Annotated in this window: 25 protein-coding genes; 6 read left to right on the top strand and 19 right to left on the bottom strand. The window is 36.5% G+C overall.

Translation table 11 applies throughout. The annotated features are described in order from the left end of the window. Positions 1 to 50: 50 nt before the first annotated feature. The 11 genes from radA to RRY75_RS06510 form a co-directional block, all read right to left on the bottom strand. A complete protein-coding gene (radA, locus tag RRY75_RS06560; protein ID WP_332494281.1) occupies positions 51 to 1,421 on the bottom strand; it encodes a DNA repair protein RadA in 1,371 nt (456 codons plus the stop codon). 248 nt (positions 1,422 to 1,669) lie between these two features. Further along, positions 1,670 to 2,083, bottom strand: a complete 414-nt coding sequence (locus RRY75_RS06555; RefSeq protein WP_332494283.1) for an endosialidase — start codon at positions 2,081 to 2,083, stop codon at positions 1,670 to 1,672. Positions 2,084 to 2,166: 83 nt separating this feature from the next. Beyond that, the gene (locus RRY75_RS06550) at positions 2,167 to 4,611 is read right to left on the bottom strand and encodes an ATP-dependent Clp protease ATP-binding subunit (RefSeq protein ID WP_332527647.1); all 2,445 of its coding nucleotides are present in this window, start codon (positions 4,609 to 4,611) and stop codon (positions 2,167 to 2,169) included. 21 nt (positions 4,612 to 4,632) lie between these two features. Next, entirely contained in the window at positions 4,633 to 5,097 is a 465-nt protein-coding gene (locus RRY75_RS06545) for a zinc ribbon domain-containing protein (RefSeq protein ID WP_332490939.1), read from the bottom strand. Positions 5,098 to 5,169: 72 nt separating this feature from the next. Then, complete coding sequence (locus tag RRY75_RS06540; RefSeq protein ID WP_332490941.1) at positions 5,170 to 5,517, bottom strand: type II toxin-antitoxin system PemK/MazF family toxin; 348 nt, start codon at positions 5,515 to 5,517, stop codon at positions 5,170 to 5,172. Between the two features lies 1 nt (position 5,518). Further along, entirely contained in the window at positions 5,519 to 5,713 is a 195-nt protein-coding gene (locus RRY75_RS06535; RefSeq protein WP_332527648.1) for a hypothetical protein, read from the bottom strand. Between the two features lie 44 nt (positions 5,714 to 5,757). Then, a complete protein-coding gene (alr, locus tag RRY75_RS06530; protein ID WP_332490944.1) occupies positions 5,758 to 6,885 on the bottom strand; it encodes an alanine racemase in 1,128 nt (375 codons plus the stop codon). Positions 6,886 to 6,906: 21 nt separating this feature from the next. Continuing rightward, a complete protein-coding gene (locus tag RRY75_RS06525) occupies positions 6,907 to 7,530 on the bottom strand; it encodes a LolA family protein (protein ID WP_332716032.1) in 624 nt (207 codons plus the stop codon). An 80-nt stretch (positions 7,531 to 7,610) separates the two neighbouring features. After that, positions 7,611 to 9,149, bottom strand: coding sequence for an NAD(P)H-hydrate dehydratase (locus RRY75_RS06520; RefSeq protein ID WP_332716029.1), 1,539 nt, complete (start codon positions 9,147 to 9,149; stop codon positions 7,611 to 7,613). Beyond that, entirely contained in the window at positions 9,127 to 9,531 is a 405-nt protein-coding gene (locus RRY75_RS06515) for a holo-ACP synthase (protein ID WP_332490950.1), read from the bottom strand. The genes RRY75_RS06520 and RRY75_RS06515 overlap by 23 nt, the downstream gene beginning before the upstream one ends. A gap of 333 nt (positions 9,532 to 9,864) precedes the next feature. Continuing rightward, the gene (locus RRY75_RS06510) at positions 9,865 to 10,500 is read right to left on the bottom strand and encodes a redox-sensing transcriptional repressor Rex (RefSeq protein WP_332490951.1); all 636 of its coding nucleotides are present in this window, start codon (positions 10,498 to 10,500) and stop codon (positions 9,865 to 9,867) included. Positions 10,501 to 10,638: 138 nt separating this feature from the next. Here RRY75_RS06510 and RRY75_RS06505 point away from each other — a divergent pair, with 138 nt between their 5' ends. Further along, the gene (locus tag RRY75_RS06505) at positions 10,639 to 12,558 is read left to right on the top strand and encodes an ABC-F family ATP-binding cassette domain-containing protein (protein ID WP_332527651.1); all 1,920 of its coding nucleotides are present in this window, start codon (positions 10,639 to 10,641) and stop codon (positions 12,556 to 12,558) included. A gap of 86 nt (positions 12,559 to 12,644) precedes the next feature. Here RRY75_RS06505 and RRY75_RS06500 read toward each other — a convergent pair whose 3' ends face one another. The 6 genes from RRY75_RS06500 to RRY75_RS06475 form a co-directional block, all read right to left on the bottom strand. After that, positions 12,645 to 13,304 (bottom strand): GntR family transcriptional regulator, encoded by a 660-nt coding sequence (locus RRY75_RS06500; protein ID WP_332490954.1) that lies wholly within the window; start codon positions 13,302 to 13,304, stop codon positions 12,645 to 12,647. Between the two features lie 98 nt (positions 13,305 to 13,402). Next, the gene (locus RRY75_RS06495; protein ID WP_332716024.1) at positions 13,403 to 14,671 is read right to left on the bottom strand and encodes a hypothetical protein; all 1,269 of its coding nucleotides are present in this window, start codon (positions 14,669 to 14,671) and stop codon (positions 13,403 to 13,405) included. Positions 14,672 to 14,776: 105 nt separating this feature from the next. After that, the gene (locus tag RRY75_RS06490; protein ID WP_332527653.1) at positions 14,777 to 15,550 is read right to left on the bottom strand and encodes a TraX family protein; all 774 of its coding nucleotides are present in this window, start codon (positions 15,548 to 15,550) and stop codon (positions 14,777 to 14,779) included. 180 nt (positions 15,551 to 15,730) lie between these two features. Beyond that, on the bottom strand, positions 15,731 to 16,867 hold the full coding sequence (locus tag RRY75_RS06485; protein WP_332490959.1) for an isocitrate/isopropylmalate family dehydrogenase: 1,137 nt from the start codon (positions 16,865 to 16,867) through the stop codon (positions 15,731 to 15,733). Positions 16,868 to 16,915: 48 nt separating this feature from the next. Then, positions 16,916 to 18,853: an aconitate hydratase gene (locus RRY75_RS06480; RefSeq protein ID WP_332490961.1), complete on the bottom strand. Its 1,938-nt coding sequence runs from the start codon at positions 18,851 to 18,853 to the stop codon at positions 16,916 to 16,918. 176 nt (positions 18,854 to 19,029) lie between these two features. Then, positions 19,030 to 20,397, bottom strand: a complete 1,368-nt coding sequence (locus tag RRY75_RS06475; protein ID WP_332490963.1) for a hypothetical protein — start codon at positions 20,395 to 20,397, stop codon at positions 19,030 to 19,032. Positions 20,398 to 20,574: 177 nt separating this feature from the next. Between RRY75_RS06475 and RRY75_RS06470 the strand changes: the two genes are divergently transcribed. From RRY75_RS06470 to RRY75_RS06460, 3 genes are all read left to right on the top strand, one after another. Then, positions 20,575 to 20,739: a hypothetical protein gene (locus RRY75_RS06470; protein WP_332716020.1), complete on the top strand. Its 165-nt coding sequence runs from the start codon at positions 20,575 to 20,577 to the stop codon at positions 20,737 to 20,739. 151 nt (positions 20,740 to 20,890) lie between these two features. Then, the gene (locus tag RRY75_RS06465; protein WP_332490965.1) at positions 20,891 to 21,091 is read left to right on the top strand and encodes a hypothetical protein; all 201 of its coding nucleotides are present in this window, start codon (positions 20,891 to 20,893) and stop codon (positions 21,089 to 21,091) included. A gap of 90 nt (positions 21,092 to 21,181) precedes the next feature. Further along, entirely contained in the window at positions 21,182 to 21,439 is a 258-nt protein-coding gene (locus RRY75_RS06460; protein ID WP_332490966.1) for a hypothetical protein, read from the top strand. A gap of 28 nt (positions 21,440 to 21,467) precedes the next feature. Here the strand turns inward: RRY75_RS06460 and RRY75_RS06455 are convergent, their stop codons facing one another. Together RRY75_RS06455 and RRY75_RS06450 are read right to left on the bottom strand one after the other, a co-directional pair. Next, positions 21,468 to 21,848, bottom strand: coding sequence for a hypothetical protein (locus RRY75_RS06455; RefSeq protein ID WP_332490968.1), 381 nt, complete (start codon positions 21,846 to 21,848; stop codon positions 21,468 to 21,470). A gap of 71 nt (positions 21,849 to 21,919) precedes the next feature. Next, positions 21,920 to 23,338 (bottom strand): glycosyl hydrolase family 18 protein, encoded by a 1,419-nt coding sequence (locus RRY75_RS06450; protein ID WP_332716015.1) that lies wholly within the window; start codon positions 23,336 to 23,338, stop codon positions 21,920 to 21,922. 210 nt (positions 23,339 to 23,548) lie between these two features. Between RRY75_RS06450 and RRY75_RS06445 the strand changes: the two genes are divergently transcribed. Both RRY75_RS06445 and RRY75_RS06440 read left to right on the top strand, forming a co-directional pair. After that, complete coding sequence (locus RRY75_RS06445; RefSeq protein ID WP_332716012.1) at positions 23,549 to 24,181, top strand: hypothetical protein; 633 nt, start codon at positions 23,549 to 23,551, stop codon at positions 24,179 to 24,181. A 29-nt stretch (positions 24,182 to 24,210) separates the two neighbouring features. Further along, positions 24,211 to 24,474 carry a hypothetical protein gene (locus RRY75_RS06440; protein ID WP_332490973.1) on the top strand — a complete coding sequence of 88 codons (264 nt, stop codon included), beginning with the start codon at positions 24,211 to 24,213 and terminating at the stop codon, positions 24,472 to 24,474. Positions 24,475 to 24,590 lie beyond the last annotated feature (116 nt).

The following is a 24,590-nucleotide window of genomic DNA, read 5'->3' as shown; positions in this document are numbered from 1 at the left end:
CATACTTATTCTATTATGCATATCCATTATTCTACTAATATTTCACTCTACTACCTCACCGCAATAGCATCCAACGCTTCACCTATATTGGCAACCCCTATCACTTTAATTCCTTTAATAGAAGGTAGCTTGTCTACATTTGCCTTCGGCATAATACAAACTTTAAACCCTAACTTAGCAGCTTCTATGACACGTTTTTCTGCCATTGGCACCCCTCTTACTTCTCCGGTTAATCCTACTTCTCCAAATATAACTGTATGTGGGTCTACTGATGTATTTCTAAAACTAGATGCAATAGCCAATGCTGCAGCTAAGTCTAAAGAGGGTTCATTCATTCTTAACCCACCTGCTAAGTTTACATATACATCATAATTTCCAAGGTCTAGGCCTGCACGTTTTTCAAGTACCGCAATAAGAATAACCACACGATTATAATCAAGCCCTGTCGCTGTACGTCTTGGCATCCCAAAGCTTGTAAAACTTGCTAAAGATTGTACCTCTATCAGCATCGGTCTTGTCCCTTCTAAAGAACAACTTACAAGAGACCCAGCTACATCCATAGGTCTTCCTGCTAGCATAATTTCTGAAGGGTTCAGCACCTCTTTAAGTCCTATATCTTGCATTTCAAATACACCAATTTCATTTGTAGATCCAAATCGGTTTTTAACCGCTCGTAAAATTCTAAAGGAAGCATGACGTTCACCTTCAAAGTAGAGTACAGTATCTACCATATGTTCTAGTACACGTGGTCCAGCTAGTGCACCTTCTTTTGTTACATGTCCTACAATCATAATAGTGATGCCATAACCTTTGCCCAAATTCATCAACTTATGTGTAGCTTCTCTAACTTGACTTACACTTCCAGGTGCTGAAGTGATATCATCACAATATACCGTCTGAATAGAGTCTAGAATAACTAAGTCTGGCTTGGTTGTTTTAATTTGAGCTTCTATAAAGTTCATATTTGTTTCTGCTAAGAGACTTAGATTATCCGTATGTACTTCCAATCTTTCTCCGCGCATTTTAATCTGGCCTACAGATTCCTCACCTGAAATATAAAGTACTTTCTTTTCCTGCCTACCTAGTTCTTCACAAATTTGAAGTAACAAGGTCGATTTTCCAATCCCTGGATCTCCACCTACAAGTATAAGTGACCCTCTTACAATACCACCACCTAATACACGGTCTAGTTCATTCATACCTGTTGTTGTTCTAATTTCATTTTCTATTTTAATATCTTTTAATCGGATAGGTGCATTACTTGTCCCTTTGACACTACTTGATGCAAGAGGTGTTTTTTTTGCTTCTACAACTTCTTCTACCAAGCTGCCCCATTCGTTACAACTTGGACATTTTCCCATCCACTTTCCAGATTCATAGCCACATTGCTGGCATACATACGCTTGTTTGAGTTTTGCCATACTGTTCTCCTTCGTTCACTTTCAACTTGCTATAGTATAACCTTTTTTAGGTTTTTAAAAGCATTATTTCTTTTCATCATAACATACTTTTTTTAACTCTCCCACTATTAGACTGTTTCTTTCTCTTTTCCTAAGCCCTATACCTTCCATTTATAGCTACACTATCCAAGCAAAAGTTTTTCTATGTAAAAAGCTGTTGCAATGTTGGGAATCCTCCCAAACAATTACAACAGCTTTCATTGATCAACTTATCCTATTCTTTTAAGCACTACGCTTTTAGGTTCATGATTAAGTTCTACTGAAAACACAACTTTTCCTGTACTTGATGTTTTGACATGGTCAACAAGTACATCTTCGATTAATAATTTATATTCAGTATTTGGCTGTATTTCTAAAGTAATCTGTGCCATTTTATTACCTTCGACTTCAAATCTCACAATATCATCTGTCACTACAAAGTGATGTACAGCTGTACCTGGTAGCGATTCGTAAACAAGTGCACCGTCTTTTTTTAGCTTCGTCACCTCATAAAATGATTTAGCTTTGTAGAATCTACCATCCACTTCAAAATCATTTACCTTTGTCTTTACTTCTAAGTCATAATTTCCAAAACTAAGTGTGCCATCCTCGTTAAGACGAATGATTTCTGTAATAACAGCCATGCTAAAACCCTCCACTAAATTATATTAAAACGCTTATCTGTATATATGAGTATTATACATTATTTAATGCCAAAAGTATAGGATTATTGTTTTTTCAGTACAATTGTGTCACTTTCAAAGTCTACTTGAACTTCATCACCTTCTCGGAGCTGTCCGCCTAAGATTTCATCTGCCAATTTATCTTCAATATACGTTTGAATAGTACGTTTTAAAGGTCTTGCCCCATAAGCTTTGCTATATCCTTTTTCAGCTAAGAAGTTGAGTGCTTCTTGTGTAAGCTTGATTTGAATACCTACATTTTTGGTAATACGATTTGTTAAGTCACGAATCATAATGTGGGCAATCTCTTTAATATGTTCATTAGTCAGTGAATGGAATACAAGTGTTTCGTCAATACGATTTAAGAACTCCGGTCTAAACACGTGCTTTAACTCATCCATAACACTTTTCTTCATCTCTTCATAATTTTTCTTCTCATCCGTTGTAGAGTTAAACCCTACACGCTTTGGTTCAATAATATTACGTGCCCCTAAGTTAGAGGTCATAATAATAATAGTATTTTTGAAATTAACACGACGTCCTGAAGAGTCTGTAATATGTCCATCATCTAAAATTTGAAGTAAAATATTAAACACATCTGAGTGTGCTTTTTCTAACTCATCAAAGAGTACAACACAGTAAGGCTTACGTCTTACCTTCTCTGTAAGTTGCCCACCTTCTTCATAGCCTATATAACCTGGAGGCGAACCAATCAATTTAGAGACAGCATGCTTTTCCATATATTCGCTCATATCTAAACGAATCATAGCATTTTCGTCACCAAACATCACCTCTGCTAAGGCCTTCGTAAGCTCTGTTTTTCCTACTCCTGTTGGTCCTAAGAATAAGAAAGAGCCTATTGGTCGGTTTGGATCTTTGAGTCCAACACGTCCACGACGCACAGCTTTAGCTACTGCTAGTGTTGCTTCCTCTTGTCCTACCACGCGTTCATGTAAAATGTTTTCAAGGCTTCTAAGACGTGCCGCCTCTTCTTCTGCCAACTTACTAACTGGAATATTTGTCCAGATACTTACAACAGCTGCAATGTCTTCTTCCCCTACAACTTGTGCCTCTTTTGTATGATTCGATTCCCATTGAATCTTTGCCTGTGTAATCTCTTCCTTGAGAAGTGTTTCCTCGCGTTTAATTTCACCTGCTCTTGCATATTCTTCGTTAATAATAGCTTCTTCTTTTTGAAGCCCATATGCTATAAGCTTTTCTTCTAAATCTTTAATATGTTCAGGCGCTGTATAACTTCTAAGGCGTACTCTTGAAGCAGCTTCATCCACTAAGTCAATCGCTTTATCTGGCAAAAATCTGTCAACAATATAGCGGCTTGAAAGACGTACGGCAGCTTTTAGTGCTTCTTCCGTAATCTGCACTTGATGATGCACTTCATATTTATCTTTAATCCCTTCTAAGATGGTAACCGTTTCAAGTTCTGTTGGCTCATCTACTGTAACAGGTTGGAAACGACGCTCAAGAGCTGCATCTTTCTCAATATGTTTGCGATATTCTTCTAAAGTAGTTGCACCTACAATTTGGATTTCCCCTCGGGCAAGTGAAGGCTTTAATATATTAGCAGCATCCATTGCACCCTCTGCTCCCCCTGCTCCAATGATGGTATGCAACTCATCAATAAAGAGAATAGTTTCTCCCGCTTGTTGTACTTCTTCAAGTACTTTGTGAATACGTTCTTCAAATTCCCCTCTATATTTAGTGCCTGAAATCATAGCAGATAAATCTAAAGATACGACACGTTTGCTTTGAAGCAAATCAGGTACAGCTCCTGCTATAATTTTTTGAGCAAGACCTTCTACAACTGCTGTCTTACCTACACCTGGCTCTCCTACTAGGCAAGGGTTATTTTTTGTACGGCGTGAAAGAATTTGAGTAATGCGCTCAATCTCTTTTTCACGTCCTATAATCGGGTCAAATTTCTCTTCTTTTGCAAGTGCGGTCAAATCTCTACTATATTTATCTAAAGTAGGTGTATTACTCTTAACCTGTACCTTTCCTTGATTGCCACCGAATTGTGTATTTTTTATACTTCCATCTACAGATACTATTTCCATAATACTAGAAATTATCGTTGTTACATTAACATTTAATACCTCAAGTAATTTAACTGCCACACTATTTCTTTCTCTTACAATAGCAAGAAGCAGCTGTTCTGTTCCGATTGTGCTTACATTCATTTGGCTAGCAACAACACTACTTAACTCAATAACACGTTTAAGGCGAGGCGTATAATCCCTTGTAATCACACTAGACTTATCCCCAAATCCAAGTACTTCTCTCATTTTTTCTACTACATCTTCATCTGTAATACCACATTCAAGCCCTACCGTCTGTGCAACAGAGTCTTTGACATGTAAAAGACCAACGAGTAAATGTTCTGTTCCTAAATAACTATGTCTAAACTGGTCCACAATTGTTTGAGCATATTCAAAAGCAGCTTTTGCTTGTGCTGTAAACTTACTTTGCATAGTTTTCCTCCTATTTTAATTTTATAATTTTTCTCCGCAATGAATGCAATACATAGCTTTGGTTGGGTTACCTACATTACAATGTGGACAAAACCTCAATATTTTAATACCATTTTCGTCTCTTTTTACACTGGCATAGGTTGGTTGATTTTCATTCCACGTTTGACGCACTTCACGCTTATAGGCATCAAAACTATCTTTTTGTACATATACAGTGTCTTCTACTTCTTTTTCCATCTTATCAATCTCATGAATTAAACTGGTGATACGATTACAAATTGCTTCTGGGGCTATTGCTTTTTCCCCTTCTATGTGTTTTTTATAATAAGCTTCTCCTAGTTTTTGATAAAGTTTTTTCAGTTCGTTTTTTAGAGTTAAAATGTCACTACGATATTTAGCCTGATCCACTGTTTTTTGAGTTTGGTCTAATGCTTCCTTACACGTATTTTTAAGACTTGAACTAAGCTTTTCAATTAAATCTTTCATATTCAACATCTCCTCCATTTTCTTTTATTGTATCACAAAAAGCGAGACTAGTGAACTAGCCTCGCTCGCTTGTTATGTATCTAATGCCAAACTTTGCTTAAGTGCTTTATCCACCATTCTCATAAAGTCATCTTCTAAATGACAAATTTTCTCTTTGAGACGTCTTTTATCTATTGTCCTGATTTGTTCTAATAAGATTACTGAATTTCTAACAAGTTCGTACTCTGTTGCGTTAATTTCTACATGAGTTGGCATCTTGGTCTTGTGAACATTAGAAGTAATAGCTGCACAAATGACTGTTGGACTAAACTTGTTGCCAACATCATTTTGAATTACTAAAACAGGTCTTACCCCACCTTGTTCAGAACCGATTACCGGGCTTAAATCTGCATAAAATATATCTCCACGTTTCACCTGCATTCTACTCACACTCCGTGGCGTGGTCGTAATAGGATTCGACCTCTCTTTCTACTTCAAAGTATAACTTTGATAAAGACAAATTTAGAGCTGCCATCTCCTGATAGCCCTTTCTCATAGTATCTAAAACCTGTTTTTCTTTATTGTGCTTTAAGGAAGTTCCTACCTCTACTTTTGTACGATCACTTGGATGAACCATTTGAACCACTCCCTTACGCATACCTTTTGCCAACTTTTTTAAAATTATACATAAATACGAGGGACTCTTTTACCAATCATACACATTATTTCATAATTGATTGTATCTGTCAGTCTAGCTAACTCCTCAATCGAAACAGTTTTATCACCTTGACTACCAAATACAACAACCTCGTCCCCTACACTAATGTCTTCAATATGGGTTACATCTACCATGAATTGGTCCATACAAATACTTCCTAAGACATTAGCATATTGACCTTTTATGAGCACCCGTCCTTTATTGGAAAGTCTTCTAGAATAACCATCTGCATAACCAATTGGAATAGTAGCAATTTTCATCTCTCTTGGTGTACAGAACTTTCTACCATATCCAATGAAATGTCCTTCTCCCAAAGTTTTCACATGCACTACCTGAGTTTTAAGGGTCATTGCTGGCTTTAAGTTAATCTTTTTTCCATGTAAATAATTAGACGGATAATAACCATACATAATAATTCCAGGGCGCACCATGTTAACGTATGCATAGCTATGTACCATGACCGCTGCACTATTTGCAGCATGCACAATAGGGAATTCTATACCTACTTCATGGAGTTCATTTAAAAAACCTGTAAAAATACTCCACTGCTCTTTTGTATAAGAAGAGTCACCTTCATCTGCACTTGAAAAGTGTGTGAAAATCCCCTCCATATTAATATTAGGTAATGTTGCAATACGTTTAATCTCTTCTACACTTTGTGGGTCAGCCAAAAATCCAATACGTCCCATCCCTGTATCCACTTTAATGTGGACATTAACTGACTTATTAAACTTAATAGCTTCTCTTGAAATAAATTCTGCCATTTCATAAGAAAAGACCGTCTGTGTTAAGTCATATTGAATGAGCGCCTCTATATCAGCCGCCGGTGTGTATCCTAACACCAAAATAGGTTTTTCAATGCCTGCTTCTCTTAGTTCTTCCCCTTCTTTTGCAATGGCTACTGCAAAACAATCTGCGCCTTCTTCTTGAAGTAATTTAGCAACTTCTATAGCACCATGCCCATAGCCATCTGCTTTAACAATACTCATAATGCGCGTATTATGTGGAACAACTTTTCTAATTTCATGATAGTTATGCCTAATGGCGTCAGTACTTACTTCTGCTACGACTCGTGGTCTTAGAGATAACATATTAAGCCTCCTTTAAAGGCCTCACTTTACAATATTATACTTAAAACTTTCAAATACAAGCTCTATTGTAAGGTTGCCTTCTGTATCGTATATTTCTATTTTTACTGGGTATTTTGTCTGTTCATCAAACCAAACCTTCTCGCTTGCCATATATTTAAATCGTCCTGGAATCGTTAAAGTAATCGCAGAGTCTACTGCACCTACCTTGTTCTCATTGTATTGTGTTACAAAGGTTCCAAATAGTAACTGATTTAAAACAGGACTTACTTTTGTTTGAATGGTTTCTTGATTAGTGGGATTATACTGAGATATTGTATTCCCATCATAGGTCGTACAATAACCTTTTAGTCTTTCCGGTTCTAAAACAGTCGTTTCGTATGTTCCATCTTCTCGCCAAACTTGCTTCATCTTAATGTTACTCTTATCTTTGTTTTTTGTAAATGTTATTGAAAGGTTTGCTTCATAGTTTTTTAAATTCTCCAACATGTTTTCTACATTTTTTACGTTATGCATCCCTAACTGTGGGTTTTGACATCCCCAAAAGCAACCCGTTAGTAAGAGGATACAGCCAATCACCAAAATTCTTTTTACTTTGTACATAAAAAACCTCCTAGACAAATACGAAAAGGAAGGGGCTATCAGCATCCAAGTTTGCTCTTTGGTGTACTCTCATTCATTTCCTCTATAATTAATATACTCCTCTGAAGGTTAATATATGATAAACTTTATAAACTCATTATATCCTTAAAGCTTTCTCCTACATACTCTAATAAATCCGTAGGGAGTACACTGTACTCGCCCTTATAGGCTACAAGCCTCTTAGTTGTATCGCCATGTAAGTAACATCCTAGTAGCGTGGCAGATTCTGGTTGTTTGCTACAAGCTAACAACCCTGTAACAAAACCTGTGAGTACATCTCCAGCCCCACCTTTTGCAATCGCTTGATGCCCCTTAGTATTAATATAAATAGTATCTTGTCTTGGCACTGCTACAATCATACGTTCTAACTTGAGGACTACAATTACATTATATGTCTCGCTAAAAGTCCTGGCATATTCTACGGGGCTATTCAAAATTTCTGGAATACCTACACCACATAATGCACTCATTTCTCCTACGTGTGGGGTAAGAATAACTGGAGCCGTACGCTGCTTTAGCTTTTCAAGATGTGGCTTGAGAGCATGTAGACCATCTGCATCAATTACAAGTGGTTTATCACTTTGTACTACAACCTCCATGATCTTTTGCAAATCCTCTCCTCGACCAAGTCCTGGGCCTATACTAACTACAGAGTAGTTTTTAATACAAGCGTGTATCACCTCTGCAGCCTCTTTTGCTAAGTGTCCCTGCCATTCTGGAAGAGGCAGCGTCATAGCTTCTGTCACCTTTTGTTCTACTATATCTGTCAAACTTGTAGGTACTGCTATAGTTACCACTCCTGCCCCTACACGCATAGCTCCGAGGCTTGCCATACAAATTGCTCCACTCATCCCTTTTTGTCCGCCTATCATTAACACTTTTCCATAACTTCCTTTGTTACTCCTTACTGGGCGATCAGGCAATAACTTCTGCACGAGTGTCTTATCAATAGCACAGTATTTTCCTCTCATTTCCTCTACAAGCTGACCTGGAATACCAATTTCTACAATTCTCAACTCCCCTATATAAGTCATGCCAGGATATAAAAACTGCCCTACCTTTCCCATTTGAAAAGTGATGGTGCAATCTGCCCTAATTGCTTCACCTAATACATCTCCTGTATCACATGCAATCCCTGAAGGCATATCAATGCTCAGTTTAAAGGCATTTACCTTGTTAACTTGTTGAAGAAGCATCGCTAAGTCCCCTTCTACATTCCTTGTAAGTCCAGTTCCAAAAATACCATCTACTATTACCTCTGCCCATTCCATGTGTTCCTCTTGCTGTTTCCTATCTATCAATACGTTCACACAAGGTATCCCCAACTTTTCACAAATAGCATAATAGCACTTTCCATCCTTTGAAAGCTTGTCTAAAGTTGTTGCAAGGCCAATTCTCACCTGCATACCACCTAAGCATACAAGTTGTCTTGCTAGAGCTAAGCCATCTCCTCCATTATTTCCAGGTCCGCATAGAATAAGGATGCGTTTGCCTTTATGATGAGCCACAACGTATTCAAAAAGCCTACTCGCTGCTTGTTCCATAAGTAGCAGGCTTGGAATATGATACTTGATTAGTGCCTCTTGATCTAGCTGATTCATTTCACTTTTTGTTGCAAGTTTCATCTACATTCCCCTTTTCTGCAATCACAAAAGCCGTAGCATAATCTTTTGTATGTGAAATACTAAGATGTATGTGCGTAATCCCGAGCTCTCTCGCTAGTATCAAGGCTCCTCCATGAAGTTGAATCTCTGGTTTTCCCTTTGTATCCTTTGTCACTTCAATGTCCTTTACTTCAAAATTTACAAACCCCGTACCTAATGCCTTACTCACTGCTTCTTTAGCCGCAAATACACCTGCTATAGATTCAAACTGTAGCTTATCCCCAGTTACTAAACGTGTTTTCTCATTTATTGTCAAAAGTTTCTCCAAAAAGGCTGGCGTACGTAAAGCTACTTTTTTAATACGTTCTACTTCTACTATATCATTCCCTATTCCTACTATCACTTTTTAGAATCCCCCAACTTCTTATCCAATTTATCAATATGCTTATAGCCTACTATATTATGTAAGTACTAGTAAAGGTTAAATTGCCTTGCTCTTTTAAATAGCCTATAAGCTCTTTCTCCTTTTGTTGGATCAAATCATTAGCTATCAACACCTTAACCGTATACTAGTTTTTATCTATAACCCCTTTGACCATTTTTTCTCTTTCTTTATCTTGCTGTACTTTATATATCGTCACGTAAAAGTTACCTAAATAGTTTTATTTAGCAAAAATACTTCCAAGCAAGACTATGTTATCGTCTTACTTGGAAGTATTTAAATAAAATCTCATAATTATTCTTCGCCTTCATTAATCTTATACGCAAGCGTCATTAATGAATGTGAAAGATGTACGTTCTCAACTTGTACACCATCTGGTACAAATAAATCTACAGGTGAGAAGTTCCAAAGTCCTCTTACACCCCAATTAGCCAAATTCTCAGCTGTTTCTTTGACTTTTGTCTTAGGCATTGTCAAAATGGCAATATCTACTTTATGTTCTTTTACGAACGCTTCCATCTGGTCAATATCCATAACTTCTAGGCCACGAATACTCATACCTACAAGTCTTGGATTGACATCAAATAATCCGATTAAATTAAAACCACGTTTTGCAAAAGTTGTATAGTTTGCAAGGGCCTGACCTAAATTACCTACCCCTACAATAATCATACTATGTGTTTTTTCAAGTCCTAGTATTTTTCCTATTTCTTTGTGTAAATATTCTACATTATATCCATATCCTTGCTGTCCAAAACCGCCGAAGTTGTTAAGATCCTGTCTAATTTGAGAAGCTGTAACTTTCATTCTCTCACTTAATTCTCTAGAAGATATTTTAGTTACACCATTGTCTAGTAATTCTGCTAAATTTCTATAATATCTTGGTAATCTACGAATTACTGCCATAGAAATTTTTCTCTCTTCAGTCACATCTTTACCTCCTTCTCTTTCTATTAGTCTAGTATAGCATTTTAGTTTTTTTTTTGTCAATCTGCACCTTCTATTCTTGACTTTTATTTTTACTGATTTTCTGTTAATATGAAACTACATTAACGAGGAGGTTCACTTATGATTGCTAACTGCCATAGTATACGTAAATCTTTTAACGAAGAAGTTGTGTTAAAAGATATTTCATTTCATATAGAAGATACGGAAAAAGTTGCCCTTGTTGGAAATAACGGGGCTGGTAAAACAACTTTATTTAGAATTTTAACAGGAGAACTGTCTTGCGACGGCGGCGACCTTTTCTTTGCCAAAGGTGCAACACTTGGCTATTTAGAACAAAACATGCAATTTAACTCTACTCATAGTGTTTACGAAGAGCTTTTGCATGTTTTTGATGAAGTCATTGCTTTAGAAGAAAAGCTACATCAAATGGAAGAAGAAATTGCAAGAACACATTCCATGGAGCTTACCCACACTTATGATGCACTACGTATGACTTTTGAAAACAAAAAAGGCTATGAATATAAAAGTTTAGTAAAAGGTGTGCTTAAAGGGCTTGGTCTAAAAGAAGAAATCTACAATCAGCCTATCACTACGCTATCAGGTGGACAAAAAACACGTGTAGCACTTGCTAAGCTTCTTTTAGAAGAACCTGATTTACTTCTTCTAGATGAGCCCACTAACCATTTAGATATTGCTGCTACAGAGTGGCTTGAAAACTACTTAAGAAGCTACAAAGGGGCAGTACTTATTATCTCTCATGATCGCTACTTCTTAGATCGTGTTGTTACTAAAGTCATTCACTTAGAGTTTGGACGCGCTATGGTCTATAATGGGAACTACAGTCACTTTATTATTGAAAGTGAAAAAGTTTATGAAGCAGCTATGCATCAGTATGAGAAGCAACAACAAGAAATAGCTAAACAACGTGCTGTCATTGCAAAGCTACGTCAGTTTAATCGAGAAAAATCTATTAAACGTGCTAGAAGCCGTGAAAAACTTTTAGATAAAATAGAAATTATAGACTTACCTATGATTGATGACAAACCCATGAACTTAGTGTTAAGTCCACGTATTACAAGTGGAAATGATGTCCTTACAGTCAAATCACTTGCTAAATCTTTTGAAGATGGCACACTTTTTAGTGGAATTGACTTTGACATCAAACGCGGAGAAAAAGTTGCTATTGTAGGCCCAAATGGTATCGGTAAAACAACTCTCTTCCGTATGATTATGGGGACTTCGGATATCTCTAATGGTACTATCGCTCTAGGTGCTAACGTACATATTGGTTACTATGACCAAGAGCATGCTACTCTAGACTTAAGTGCTACTATTATGGAAGAAATTCAACATACCTATCCTGATCTTACAAATACAGAAATTCGTAATATGTTAGCTAGCTTCCTTTTCACAGGTGAAGATGTATTTAAGCCTATTCGTGCTTTAAGTGGTGGTGAAAAGGGCCGTGTAGCTCTCGCTAAAATCATGCTTTCTAAAGCCAATTTTCTCATCCTAGATGAGCCGACTAACCACCTTGATATGATGTCCAAAGAGGTTCTTGAAAATGCACTTAACCAGTATGAAGGTACCATTCTTTATGTATCTCATGACCGTTATTTTATTAATCAGACAGCTACTAAAGTACTCGATATGGCAAATGACCATATGACCATGTATCTAGGTGACTATGACTACTTTATGGAGAAGAAAAAGGAAGCCCCTGTGAGTATAACCCTCTCTACTTCTTCTGCTTATGCTAAGCCTAGTACGCCTTCTACAAAAGAAGACTGGCAAAAGCAAAAAGAACTTCAAAATCGCATAAAAAAACTGCAGGCTGCATTAAAAGAGATTGAAGCACAGATTGAATCAAAAGAAACTGAAGTGATCACTTTTGATGAACAGCTTTGTCTAGAAGAAATCTATACAGACCCAGATAAATCACGCGAGGTACTTAACCTAAAGGCTCAATCTGAAGCAGATGTGGCTACACTCTATGGCAACTGGGAAACAACTTCGGAAGAACTTGAAAGCTTACTTTAAGTCTAAAACTTATAGTAAAATAGCGCCTCTTCGAGCATACAAGAATCCCCGTAGTGCACTTATACAAGCATTACGGGGATTCTTTATCAATCAATATTAAGATGCATATTGTATTCTACATTTTTAATGTGTTGCTCAATAAGCTTTTCTGCTGTTTCTCCATCCTTATCTCTTAGCGCTAAGTAGATGGCTTCATGCTCTTTCCAAGATTCTTTTGCTCTACCTGGTGTAGAAATAGAAGCTTTTCTTGCCTTCTGCACATAGTGATGAAAATCAGAAAGGATATGGTTAAGCGTTTTACTGCGTGTTGCATTATAAATAATGTCATGGAATTTATGATCAAGCTCTTTAAGTTGATTAAATTCATTTTTCTCAACATAAAAAGCGGTCAAAGCTAAAATTTCTTCCATTTGTCTTAAGTCTTCATCGGTAATTTTAGTTGCTGCTTTTCGAGCAGCTAACCCTTCAAGTCTTGAACGAATAAGATAAATATCTTCTACATCCTCATCCGTAATACCAGCTACAACGGTTTCTTTGTTTGGAATAGAGTGTACTAGTCCTTCAAGTTCAAGTTGTCTAATGGCTTCTCTTACAGGTGTCCTACTTACGCCTAGTTCATTAGCTATACTACTTTCTCGTAATACATCTCCCGGTTGATAGCTCCCATCTAAAATGGCTTCTCTAATTGCATTAAACACTCTTCCCCTTAAAGAAGCTTTATCTGTTCCAGCTGTACTGTAACTCACTTTTTTCCTCCTTACCCGCACCTTTTCGGTACGCGTATCTATGTATACAAACCCTATTCTAACAAATTCTATAAAAAGTGCAATGGTTTTTTCAATATTTAATATGCAATCCATTTTCCATCTTTATCTTTGTAAGAAACAAGGCTTTCTTCTATGCTTCGGTCCTTCAATTTATACGTATCTCCTTGACAAATCAGTTCCATAATCCACTTTAAAGTCACCTGATATTCTTGTTCGTACACTTTGCCACCTGCATCTATTTCTTTGTTACGCATTTTGACCACTTCTAATGTTTCAACTTCTAAGCTTCCTTCTTTTGTCATCTTAATTTCTTGTATTTCAACTTCCATTTTAGCATCTTGCACATCTTTACCTTTGATGAACCAAGCCTCGAACGCCTCTATCAAATGTGGGCCTATTTCTGGTGTAGCAAATTGGGTAATAAATTCACTTTCATGGGTTTTAATGCCTTCTAGATATGCATTATAAAATGCATCCACACTTTTTCTTAGTCTGTCATTGCCTAATGCTGATAAAGTAAGCTCTTCCACCTTAAATTGCTTATTATTTTGTGAAACACTTATATGCTCTTCATAGGGTTCAATATTACCATATTGGTCATAAATCTTTAAAGGATATACCCCTTCTAAAACATTTTCAAAACATACAAATCCATTTTTATTAACTTGCTTTTCTCCACTTAATTCTACAACTGTTCCACTCATACACTCTATGCTTACCTCTACCATTTGATAAGGAATAACTACCTCTGTTTCAGACGGAACATTGATTGTTGTGATATAGTCTTCACACACTTCATCTGGAAAAGTAATGCGCGTTACATAGTTTCCCGGCAATACATTCTTCACTATATACTTATTTTCCTCTTTTGTTGTCACTTGCTCTTGCCCAAACCATACACTTGAGCCAAGTGGTGTATAAATATGTACATCTTCCATTTTAAAAGGAAAAACTACTTCCCACCTATCTGATACTTTCACGAGGCTTAACGTACTGGTTACCTTTTGTGCTTCGAAAATATACTTAACTTCATAAACTTTTTTTTGCGCATCTACCTTTTGAACACCTATTTCTTTTTTACTCACTTCTACTTTCACAAAGTTTTTTTCTTCAAAGTAGTTATACATAAAGCTTATTAACTCTTCATTGCTAAAATCCTCTAGTCTCTCATCTTTATGTATGAGTGAGACTGCATACTTGTAGTCTCTGCTATTCATAGCTTTTAAATATTCATTTAGAACATACTTGGACTGTCCCTTATATTCATTCCATAAACAACAAGATGCCATTACAACAAGACCTACAAGTATTGTTACACCTATAACTCTTTTTCTTCCTACCTTCATTAGTTTCCCCCCATATCCTATATGTACCTTTGTACCTATTAAAATATATGAAAAGGGCTGTCCTATTTAGACCTATGCCTATCAGAAATTTTTAGAAGCATCATTTTAAAACATGAGTGCAATGAGATAAAGAATAAGTAAATGAGCTGGATAGAAGATGTAGAAGAAATATTTCATATTCCTCCCACGTTGACCGTTGTAAAATCCAATTGGAATAAAAGCTAGTGGTGCAACGATTTCAAAAGCAAAGCTGATGCACCCTACTATAATTTGTTTTACCTTGTTGTTCCGTGTCACATAGAGAAGCGTAATACAAAAAATACCCATCCATGAATAATCTGTATGACATATAATAGCAGCTATCATTCCTCCTATTGCTACCAATATCTTTAATACACATTTCAAACTTGTTCCCCAGCTACTTTGTTCCTCTACAACCTTTATGCCCCACATGACAAACACACCAAACAATAAGGTAAAGAATACGTTGTTATAGCCCCAGTAGAAAAATGTTCCTTTAAAGGCTAAATCAAAAGGAATTTCTGAAATAAGTGTAAATACACCTAACCTTAAAATATATTTTTTCACATCATGAGTATGCGTAAATCCTTGAACAAGTAAAAAACAAAAAATAGGAAAAGCTATACGTCCTATCATTCTCATAATTCCATAAAGTGCCAAAAGCCCCATCGCATGCTCACCTAGCTGTGTATTAAAGTCCATGCTCATAAAGTCTACCCCTTCTAGTAAAAGCCACTTGTTTACTATTGTTGCAGCCGTATGGTCAACTAGCATCGTTACAATGGCAATCCACTTTAACGCACTCCCACTTAATCCCCTTTGCTTGGGTTGTATTGTTACACTCCTTTGATTCTCCATCATTTATACCCCTTGTGATTTTATTTTGAGGACTATCATTTATCACCCTCAATAAACTAAACTCTATAATAGCTTAACCTTAATAAATCGTTTTAAGCGATTCTTTATGTTTATCTTACAAAAAAGTAGCAACCACTTTACTTTGTGGCAGCCACTTTTCATTCTAATCTATTTTTCCATCTATAAGTTATTGATTACGCAATCTGCAAAGGCTGCTCCTGTAGCCCCATCGCTACGTCCAGTCATTTGTACTGTTTCATTGGCAATACTTAGCGCTTTAATGACACAGTCTGCTTTTTTCTTATAGCCAATATGGCGAAGGAGTAACTCTGCAGCTTTAATCATACTCGCTGGATTTGCATACTGCGCACGCCCTGTTTCTACCATACGTGGTGCACTACCATGAATTGCTTCAAACATAGCATAACGATTCCCTACATTAGCACTTCCTGCTGTCCCTACACCACCTTGGATTTGGGCTGCTTCATCTGTAATGATATCCCCATATAAGTTAGGGAGTACAAATACTTCAAATCCGCCTCTTACCTTTTCGTTGATAAGGTTAGCTGAAATAATATCTACAAACCAGTCATCCGCTTCAATTTCTGGGTATTCTTTGGCCACTTCATAGCAAAGTTCTAAAAACTTACCATCTGTTTTTTTAAGGATATTCGCCTTAGTAATAATCGCTACACGTTTCTTTCCATTTTTGCGTGCAAACTCAAAGGCCGCTCTGGCAATACGTTTAACACCTTGAGTCGTAATTACTCTAAAGTCAAATGCTACGTCTTCATCAATATGTATACCACGACTTCCAAGGACATATTCCCCTTCTGTATTTTCGCGGTAGAAAGTCCAGTCGATACCAAGCTCTGGCACATTTACAGGACGTACGTTAGCAAATAAGTCTAACTCACGACGCATGGCAACGTTAGCACTTTCTATGTTTGGTCCATCTCCCTTTGAAGGGGTTGTTGTAGGCCCTTTTAAAATAATATCACAAGCCTTAATAGCATCTAATACATCGTCTGGAATTGCTTTATTCATAGCAATACGATTTTCAATTGTTAAGCCCTGGATTTGTCTAAATTCAATCTTCCCACTTGCAACTTCATCTTTTAAAACAAATTGAAGCACCCTTTCAGCTTCAGTTGTAATGGCTGGACCAATACCATCACCACCACAACACCCAATAATAATCTTATCCATTTTCTCATAATCTACAGGACCTGGGTCTTGTTTCATACGTTCTACACGTGCTAATTGCTCCTCCACAATCTTTGCAAAATGCTCACTTGCCCTTTGTAATTTATCCATGTTCTATGTCCCCCTTGCTTTTAATCTATATTTTGTGATTCTAAAAACCTATCTGCCTTCTTGTACTGCTTCTTTAATCATATTGATTTTGCCACCTAAAAGGAGCATTTGTCTTTCACGAGGAGAGACTTCTAACTTTACGCTGTATGTTAACGCTTTCGTTTTATTCTCAATGATTAAATACATTTCATTAGCCACTTGCACTTTTGCATCCGGAATCTCTAATTCATCCATCACATCAATGGTGTCATAATCTGTGGCATTCACAAATACAAGCGGTATAATCCCCGAGTTAATGAGATTGGCTTTATGAATACGTGCAAAGCTCTTTGTAATAACTGCCCGAATGCCAAGTTCTAATGGTGCAAGGGCTGCGTGCTCACGAGAGGACCCCTGACCGTAGTTATCTCCTCCTACAATAATCCCTCCACCATTAGCCTTTGCTCGATTTGGAAACTCTGGGTCACAGGGTGTTAAGCAGAACTTAGCAAGATGTGGTACATTAGAACGGAATGGTAATAGGCTTGCATTAGAAGGCATAATATGATCAGTTGTAATATTATCTTCTACCTTAATAAGTACTTTTCCTTTACAATCTGTTAGAAGCTTATTAAGTGGGAAAGGTTTGATATTAGGCCCCCTAACTACCTCTACTTCACTCGGTGTCATACTTGGGGAAATTACCATATTGTCATTTACTACAAAAGCTTCTGGCATCTCTACATGCAATGCTACATCTTCTATAGCAAGAGGAGACGTGAGTACACCTGTGAGAGCACTAATAGCTGCAGTCTCAGGACTTACTAGATATACATCTGCTGATGTGGTTCCACAACGCCCTTTAAAGTTACGGTTGAATGTACGAAGGGAAATGGCATCTGTTGCAGGTGCCTGCCCCATTCCAATACACGGACCGCATCCTGACTCAAGTATACGTGCCCCTGCTGCCACTAAGTCAGCTAATGCACCATTTGCTGCAAGCATGGTTAAAACTTGTTTAGACCCTGGTGAAATTACAAGACTTACGTCTTGATGAACTGTCTTACCTTTTAAAATTTTTGAGACTTTCACAAGGTCTACGTAAGATCCATTAGTACAACTTCCAATAGCCACTTGATCTACTTTTATTCCAGCCACTTCGCTAACAGTCTTCACATTGTCTGGACTATAAGGAAGGGCTACTAATGGCTCTAACTCATCTAAGTCAATAACTAATTTATCATCATAGAGAGCACCTTCATCTGGCTGCAAAGCTGTAAATACTTCTTCTCTTCCTTGTGCCTTTAAGAAAGAGTGAGTTACTTCATCACTTGGAAAAACAGATGTGGTTGCACCAAGTTCTGCACCCATGTTAGTAATCGTTGCACGCTCTGGTACAGATAAAGATTGAATCCCCTCACCTGTATATTCAACCACTCTCCCAAGTCCACCTTTTACCCCTAACTTACGAAGTACTTCTAAAATAATATCCTTAGCAGATACTCCTTGTCTTAACTTCCCTGTAAGCTCTACATTTATAACTTGTGGCATGGTGATATAATAAGTCCCCCCCCCCATGGCTACAGCTACATCTAGGCCTCCCGCTCCAATGGCAATCATTCCAATGCCACCACCAGTTGGTGTATGGCTATCTGATCCTAGTAACGTCTGCCCTGGCACGCCAAAGCGTTCTAAATGGACTTGATGACAAATCCCATTTCCGGGTTTTGAAAAGTAAATACCATGTTTATGGGTTACAGTTTGAAGGTATTTATGGTCATCTGCATTTTCAAAACCTTGTTGGAGCATATTATGGTCAATATAGGCAACTGAACGCTTTGTCTTAGCTTGGTCAATCCCCATTGCTTCAAACTGTAAATAAGCCATAGTTCCTGTTGAGTCTTGGGTGAGTGTTTGATCTATACGAATACCTATTTCATTTCCTTTTGTCATTTTCCCTTCTATAAGATGTGCTTTCAATACTTTCTCAGTCAATGTAAGTGCCATGTTTCCCCTCCTATATTTTAATCTATATAAAATATTATATATAATTTTAAAAATTTATTCTATAGTATATTTTGTACAACCCTTTTGTATCTCATCTATCACTTTTTATCTTCTCCTCCTTATTTCTAGGCTTTCTGTATCATTTAAGCACTGTTTTCTTACTAAACTTTTTCTCTCTATTCTTTTTTACTAACGTATTCTCGGATTAACACTTCTAACTCTTCATCTGTAATGAGCGTCACGCGACCATTTTCATACTCTTCATCTACCCATTGTTTTAAATAGAGGCAGAGAGGATCATTTTTATCTATATTTTTAAATGTCTGTAAACTTGGATTGCTATTAATCCAGTGTGCAATACCTGCTAATCCAGATGTATTACTAATCGCTACTCTAGCTGGTCGATTAAGGATTTTACCTGTATCAAAAATGTTATAAATTTCTTCATTTTTCAAAAGTCCATCTGCATGAATCCCTGCACGGGTTACATTAAAGTTTTTCCCTACAAAAGGTGTCCTTGGTGGAATCACTTCCCCAAGTTCTCTTTCAAAGTACTCTGCAAGCTCTGTAATCACTGTAGGATCCATACCATCTAAGCATCCCTTAAGCTGTGCATATTCTATCACCATGGCTTCTAGAGGGGTATTCCCTGTACGCTCACCTATACCAAATAGTGAGCAATTGACACTACTTGCACCGTATAACCATGCTACAGTTGAATTGGCTACTGCACGGTGGAAGTCATTATGCCCATGCCATTCAATAAGTTCATGTGGTACACCTGCATCCTTATGCAAGTTGTAGATAATGCCATGAACACTTCTTGGGATCATAGAACCTGGATAACACACGCCATAGCCCATAGTATCACAGGCACGAATTTTAATAGGTACCCCAGTCTCCTCCATCAATTTCATAAGCTCTCTTGCAAATGGGATAACAAAGTGGAATATATCTGCACGTGTAATATCTTCAAAGTGACAACGTGGTTTTACCCCAGCTTCAATACAATCTTTAACAACGCCTAGATAATGCTCGATTGCTTCACTGCGCTTCATATGCAACTTGTGGAAAATATGGTAGTCAGAACAGCTTACAAGAATACCTGTTTCCTTAATCCCCATGTCTTTTACAAATTTAAAATCTTTCTTAGAAGCACGAATCCAAGAGGTAACCTCTGGAAACTCATATCCTAGGTTCATACACTCTAAGGCTGCACGTCGGTCTTGCTCACTATAAAGGAAAAATTCCGTTTGTCTAATAATCCCTTTAGGACCACCTAATCTACCCAGCATCTTATAAATCTCTACAATTTGTTGTGTTGTATAAGGCGCTCTTGATTGTTGACCATCTCTAAAGGTTGTATCTGTAATCCATATTTCTGACGGCATATTAATAGGAACATGCACATTATTGAATGCTATTTTAGGAATTTCTTCATATGGATAGAATTCTCTAAACATAACAGCTTCATCAACTTCTTTGAGTTGATAACGATTTTCTGGTAGTTCTAGCAGATTTGACTTCTTATCAATTTCGAACATATTAATCCCCCTTTTGAATTATAACTCAGTTTATGATTTAAATATCTGAATATTGCTATTGGTATAATTGTATGCAATCATTTTTCAGATGTCAATAATATATTTCAAATTTTGTATATAAGTATAGTTTTTTTCATAGTATAGTACAAGATATCCTCGAAATAAGGAAGTGAACCTATGAATCTTTTTACACCTGAACAGTTAGAACATAGTGATATTGATCCACATTTTAGGCCTTCATCTAGGAAGGTAGAACCTCCAAATCCCTTGATTTCATCTGATACACTTCTTATTCTCCTTCTTATCATTTTTTTATTTGATAAAAATGGAAAAAATAAGTAACATTTTTTGCCAAATCTCATAAGATAATATTGAAGTAGCAATAAAGCTTCAAACAAAAACTTCAACTGAAATCAACTGAAATTTAAACTTTATTTTAATTGTAAATAATCCCAACATTAATTTGTTAAGTTATGAAAGGTGGTAACTATATATGTGTAATAATTATTGGATCTGGATCATCATCGCTTTCTTTTTCTTCTGCTGCATGGATGGCACCGAATTAATAGAGAACTTATTTAGTGGTAATAACGGTGGCTGTGGCTGCAAAAATGAATGTGGATTCGGCAACTACTGGTGGATTATCATCATCGTTCTTTTCTTCTGCTGTAATAATAGCTTTAGCTTATGCTAATTTGAGCAACGCGCTCATAATTAAATAGTATTTTTTGCCATATCTGCTAATAGAATAGTGGTAGATAACTCAATTTAGGAGGCATTTCCTATGTCTGAATCTATTAACTTTACTCCTCAAACAGAGGATGCTACCAACTGCTTCTATAACGCAATTCCCGAAGACACTACAAGAAGCTTACCAAGTTTAATGGGCGGCAATAGCGAGTGGATATGGCTTATCCTTATAGCATTCTTATTTATGAATGGCAAAAATCCTTTTGGTGGTAGTGATGGTAAGTCGTCTAACACACTTATCCTCATGGTTTTAGCTTTTGTATTTCTTTCTAACACTACCTCCCATAAGTAAATAGAAAACCGCTAGAACAACTTATGTTCTAGCGGTTTTCTACTGTATTCATAATCTTAAACAAAAGTGCTTTAATAACCACTTCTTGTATCATAACTTCATTGGATTCTTGTCGCATCCCTGTAGAATTATAAGAAGTTAAAATTTTAGGAAGCATCATATTAGCCACTTGCTCATATCTAAGCATTTTTCCTAGTTCTTCAAGAATCATTTTTTTTTCAACAGGTATGAATGGCATGAGTGCTTCTAAAAGCTGAACCTCTTTCGAACGATTATGGCTACATATTTCTTCGCACCTAAATACTTCACTGGTGAGTTCATTTATATAAGTTTTAGTCATATAACCTTTTATAAGCTTTGCAATCTCATTGACATCCCTTTCTAGATTAATACGCATAAACTGATCCATAACTTACCTACTTTCTATAATAGGTTCATTATTAATATATTCTTCCGATTATGTAAAAATAACTACGTCCTTTATTCATACTGTGGAATAGTGCCTAATCGCCAATAGGAAACACCTTGAATGCCAAAGAGCTTTGCTAAATCTATTTTAGCTTGCACACTCTTATTATTTTCATACCAGATAATATTTTTCACATCATTTTGCTCATAAACGGCATAAGGATTTTGATATTGCTCATCGTAAATTGCCTGTGTATCACTTATTCTAAGGCGCTCATAAATCTTATCGTAGGTTGGTGTATAAGGTTTAGCATTTAATACCTTTCCGTCTTGCACCTGCCATTGTGTGCTTCCATATGAAATCTGAAGAACTATTTTATTAGTATCTTGAACACCTGTAATTGGATGGGTAATCGCACAAAAAGCTTTGTAGATTTCATTAATAGGTGTCATAGGTGTCATAATTACCCCTATTTCTTGCTCAAAAGGTGAAAGCTTCTTTGGTGCATAATCATGTGCCATTAAGATAATACGGTCTGCCACTTCACCTATTACTTTGTAGTCATATCCCTTAAAATGGTTGGTAGGTTGAAGTGCTACATTTAATTTCTTATTATTTATTTCAAGGGCACGGTCTAACTCCTTTAAAAACTGTACATAAGGTGCCTTTAAGTCACTACTTATAAAGTTTTCAAAGTCTATGGTTATCCCATCAAAGCTTCTTGTCTGACCATCTTTTGAAATTTGGTTACATAAACTCACCATATCTGCAATTAATGCTTCCCTTTGTTTCTCATCTCTTAAAAGTTTTTGAGCCTCTTGACCACTATCTTCAAAAAATATCATCAAATACTGTTCCACTTGATTAACCTTAGCTAAATCCATAGGTTTTTCAAAACCTTGAGGAACTTTAAAATCATTTTGATTGTTGTTACTTTCTAATTTAAATTGTTGTGTTCCTTCATCATATACTACCTGTGCCCATCCAAAGCTTACTGCATCATATAGAGGTATCATTTCCATTTGACTACTTGAAGATAAGGCATAAAAGGCATGCTTCCACTGAGTAGGTGCCTTTAGCTTTTCTTCTACACGTTTAGCAATGGTTTCTCCCTGCTCTTTTGTTACAGTTCCCCTTGGATTGAATGTATTTTCATTTACACCATTCATAATCTCTAGCTGTTTCACTATACTGATTTCTCCATTATATCCTTTTACATCACTGAAAATAGAGCTGGTTTGATAATCTTTTGCAATCCCTTCATACCCCATGAGTTTTACAAGAATTGCTGCTGCTTTTTCTCTTGTTAGTGGTGCCCCAGATACACTTTGTACATCTAAGCGATTAAAAGGATCTAATGGTTTAAGTACCTTCATAAATGCCTCTGTTGTCATAGGCGTACTCGTTGCTTGTGTATATGCTGGCATGCTCAAACATAAACTTAGCAGGACACAACTTAGCACTGTTTTAAAACATAATTTTATTTTCATATTCTCATCTCTCCTTTTTCTAATTCCATTCAATCTCATTCTATTCCTAATCATCATTTATTTAAACCTAACCTTAATTATATACACATATTAAAATTTTTCTATCTATTCTCTCTGTTTTTAATCAAACTTTAATCCTTTTTACTTTATGTTCTATGACAATCCTCCAACCGCATACATTATAAAGATTAATAATAAGGAGGGACCACCATGTCCACATCACCTGTACCTTATCGCAGCGGAAATCAGCTTGATGATCAAGTCAATACCGAACTTATGCGTGTATGTAAAAGTGTTCTACCCTATCTAGATCGGGGTATGCAAAAAAATTTGGCTATTTCCCTCAAACTATTAGAATTTATTTCTGTTGTTCAGCTTTATAACAATAATGCCTCTACTATAGAACCAGAAGTATCCATGATGCGTGGTGAAAACTGGGAAAATAAGCTACTTACAGATATTCGTGGTAGTTTAAATCCTGATAAAACTTATATTATAGATGCTCTCATGAAACTTAGCGAAGTTAAAAATATTTTATCTCAGATGGATAGAAGTTCAGACTCCACTCCATCTTCTGCTAATTTTGAAATTGAGCCTGAACCACTACCAGCATCTGAATCTTCACCTTTCAATTTTGCTAACTTCTTTAAAGATATGGTACCACCTCAATCTTCTACAACATCAGATCCACCACCTGCATCTAATAAATCTTCTGGCCCAAATCCTGCTGATATGCTCAATGCACTTTCTCCACTCTTAGATGATAAACAACGACAAATGATTAATTTACTATCAGCTTTTATGAAACCTAATAATAATAATAATAATAATAATAATAGTTAATCACCCAAATAATAAGGAGGTAATATAGAATGGCATTTTGTGATCATCCTGCCTTTGCAGGCATTAACAAAAACTTTTTAATGACCCTTGAACGTACTTTACGTTCCGTGAAAGACCCTTCTCAGTTTATGGCTGCTATGATGACGATTTCTAGTGAAGCTCAGCGCTATAACGTACAAATGACACCTGAGAGACAACAAGCTCTCATGGTAGAACTTCGCAACTCTCTTCCAGCAGGGAAGCGTACTCAATTTGATGCTTTTTTACGTATGATGCAAAACAGTATGCAATAAGTACACTGCATAAATACTTTTATTAAACTTCCTATTGTATCTAGATAGGAAGTTTTTTACTATACCTCTTTCTATATAAAAAAAGTCCTATATCACTTTAAAGTGGTATAGGACTT

It is taken from the genome of Niameybacter sp. (assembly GCF_036655075.1).
In the GTDB taxonomy this organism is placed as follows: domain Bacteria; phylum Bacillota; class Clostridia; order Lachnospirales; family Cellulosilyticaceae; genus Holtiella.
This window is presented reverse-complemented; position numbering and strand designations above follow the sequence as displayed.

What these genes read in the sequence shown, in the direction of transcription:
- radA (WP_332494281.1), bottom strand. Translation starts at nt 1,421, where the DNA reads ATGGCAAAACTCAAACAAGCGTATGTATGCCAGCAATGTGGCTATGAA.
- RRY75_RS06555 (WP_332494283.1), bottom strand. Translation starts at nt 2,083, where the DNA reads ATGGCTGTTATTACAGAAATCATTCGTCTTAACGAGGATGGCACACTT.
- RRY75_RS06550 (WP_332527647.1), bottom strand. Translation starts at nt 4,611, where the DNA reads ATGCAAAGTAAGTTTACAGCACAAGCAAAAGCTGCTTTTGAATATGCT.
- RRY75_RS06545 (WP_332490939.1), bottom strand. Translation starts at nt 5,097, where the DNA reads ATGAAAGATTTAATTGAAAAGCTTAGTTCAAGTCTTAAAAATACGTGT.
- RRY75_RS06540 (WP_332490941.1), bottom strand. Translation starts at nt 5,517, where the DNA reads ATGCAGGTGAAACGTGGAGATATATTTTATGCAGATTTAAGCCCGGTA.
- RRY75_RS06535 (WP_332527648.1), bottom strand. Translation starts at nt 5,713, where the DNA reads ATGGTTCATCCAAGTGATCGTACAAAAGTAGAGGTAGGAACTTCCTTA.
- alr (WP_332490944.1), bottom strand. Translation starts at nt 6,885, where the DNA reads ATGTTATCTCTAAGACCACGAGTCGTAGCAGAAGTAAGTACTGACGCC.
- RRY75_RS06525 (WP_332716032.1), bottom strand. Translation starts at nt 7,530, where the DNA reads ATGCTGATAGCCCCTTCCTTTTCGTATTTGTCTAGGAGGTTTTTTATG.
- RRY75_RS06520 (WP_332716029.1), bottom strand. Translation starts at nt 9,149, where the DNA reads ATGAAACTTGCAACAAAAAGTGAAATGAATCAGCTAGATCAAGAGGCA.
- RRY75_RS06505 (WP_332527651.1), top strand. Translation starts at nt 10,639, where the DNA reads ATGATTGCTAACTGCCATAGTATACGTAAATCTTTTAACGAAGAAGTT.
- RRY75_RS06495 (WP_332716024.1), bottom strand. Translation starts at nt 14,671, where the DNA reads ATGAAGGTAGGAAGAAAAAGAGTTATAGGTGTAACAATACTTGTAGGT.
- RRY75_RS06490 (WP_332527653.1), bottom strand. Translation starts at nt 15,550, where the DNA reads ATGGAGAATCAAAGGAGTGTAACAATACAACCCAAGCAAAGGGGATTA.
- RRY75_RS06485 (WP_332490959.1), bottom strand. Translation starts at nt 16,867, where the DNA reads ATGGATAAATTACAAAGGGCAAGTGAGCATTTTGCAAAGATTGTGGAG.
- RRY75_RS06480 (WP_332490961.1), bottom strand. Translation starts at nt 18,853, where the DNA reads ATGGCACTTACATTGACTGAGAAAGTATTGAAAGCACATCTTATAGAA.
- RRY75_RS06475 (WP_332490963.1), bottom strand. Translation starts at nt 20,397, where the DNA reads ATGTTCGAAATTGATAAGAAGTCAAATCTGCTAGAACTACCAGAAAAT.
- RRY75_RS06470 (WP_332716020.1), top strand. Translation starts at nt 20,575, where the DNA reads ATGAATCTTTTTACACCTGAACAGTTAGAACATAGTGATATTGATCCA.
- RRY75_RS06465 (WP_332490965.1), top strand. Translation starts at nt 20,891, where the DNA reads ATGTGTAATAATTATTGGATCTGGATCATCATCGCTTTCTTTTTCTTC.
- RRY75_RS06460 (WP_332490966.1), top strand. Translation starts at nt 21,182, where the DNA reads ATGTCTGAATCTATTAACTTTACTCCTCAAACAGAGGATGCTACCAAC.
- RRY75_RS06455 (WP_332490968.1), bottom strand. Translation starts at nt 21,848, where the DNA reads ATGGATCAGTTTATGCGTATTAATCTAGAAAGGGATGTCAATGAGATT.
- RRY75_RS06450 (WP_332716015.1), bottom strand. Translation starts at nt 23,338, where the DNA reads ATGAAAATAAAATTATGTTTTAAAACAGTGCTAAGTTGTGTCCTGCTA.
- RRY75_RS06445 (WP_332716012.1), top strand. Translation starts at nt 23,549, where the DNA reads ATGTCCACATCACCTGTACCTTATCGCAGCGGAAATCAGCTTGATGAT.
- RRY75_RS06440 (WP_332490973.1), top strand. Translation starts at nt 24,211, where the DNA reads ATGGCATTTTGTGATCATCCTGCCTTTGCAGGCATTAACAAAAACTTT.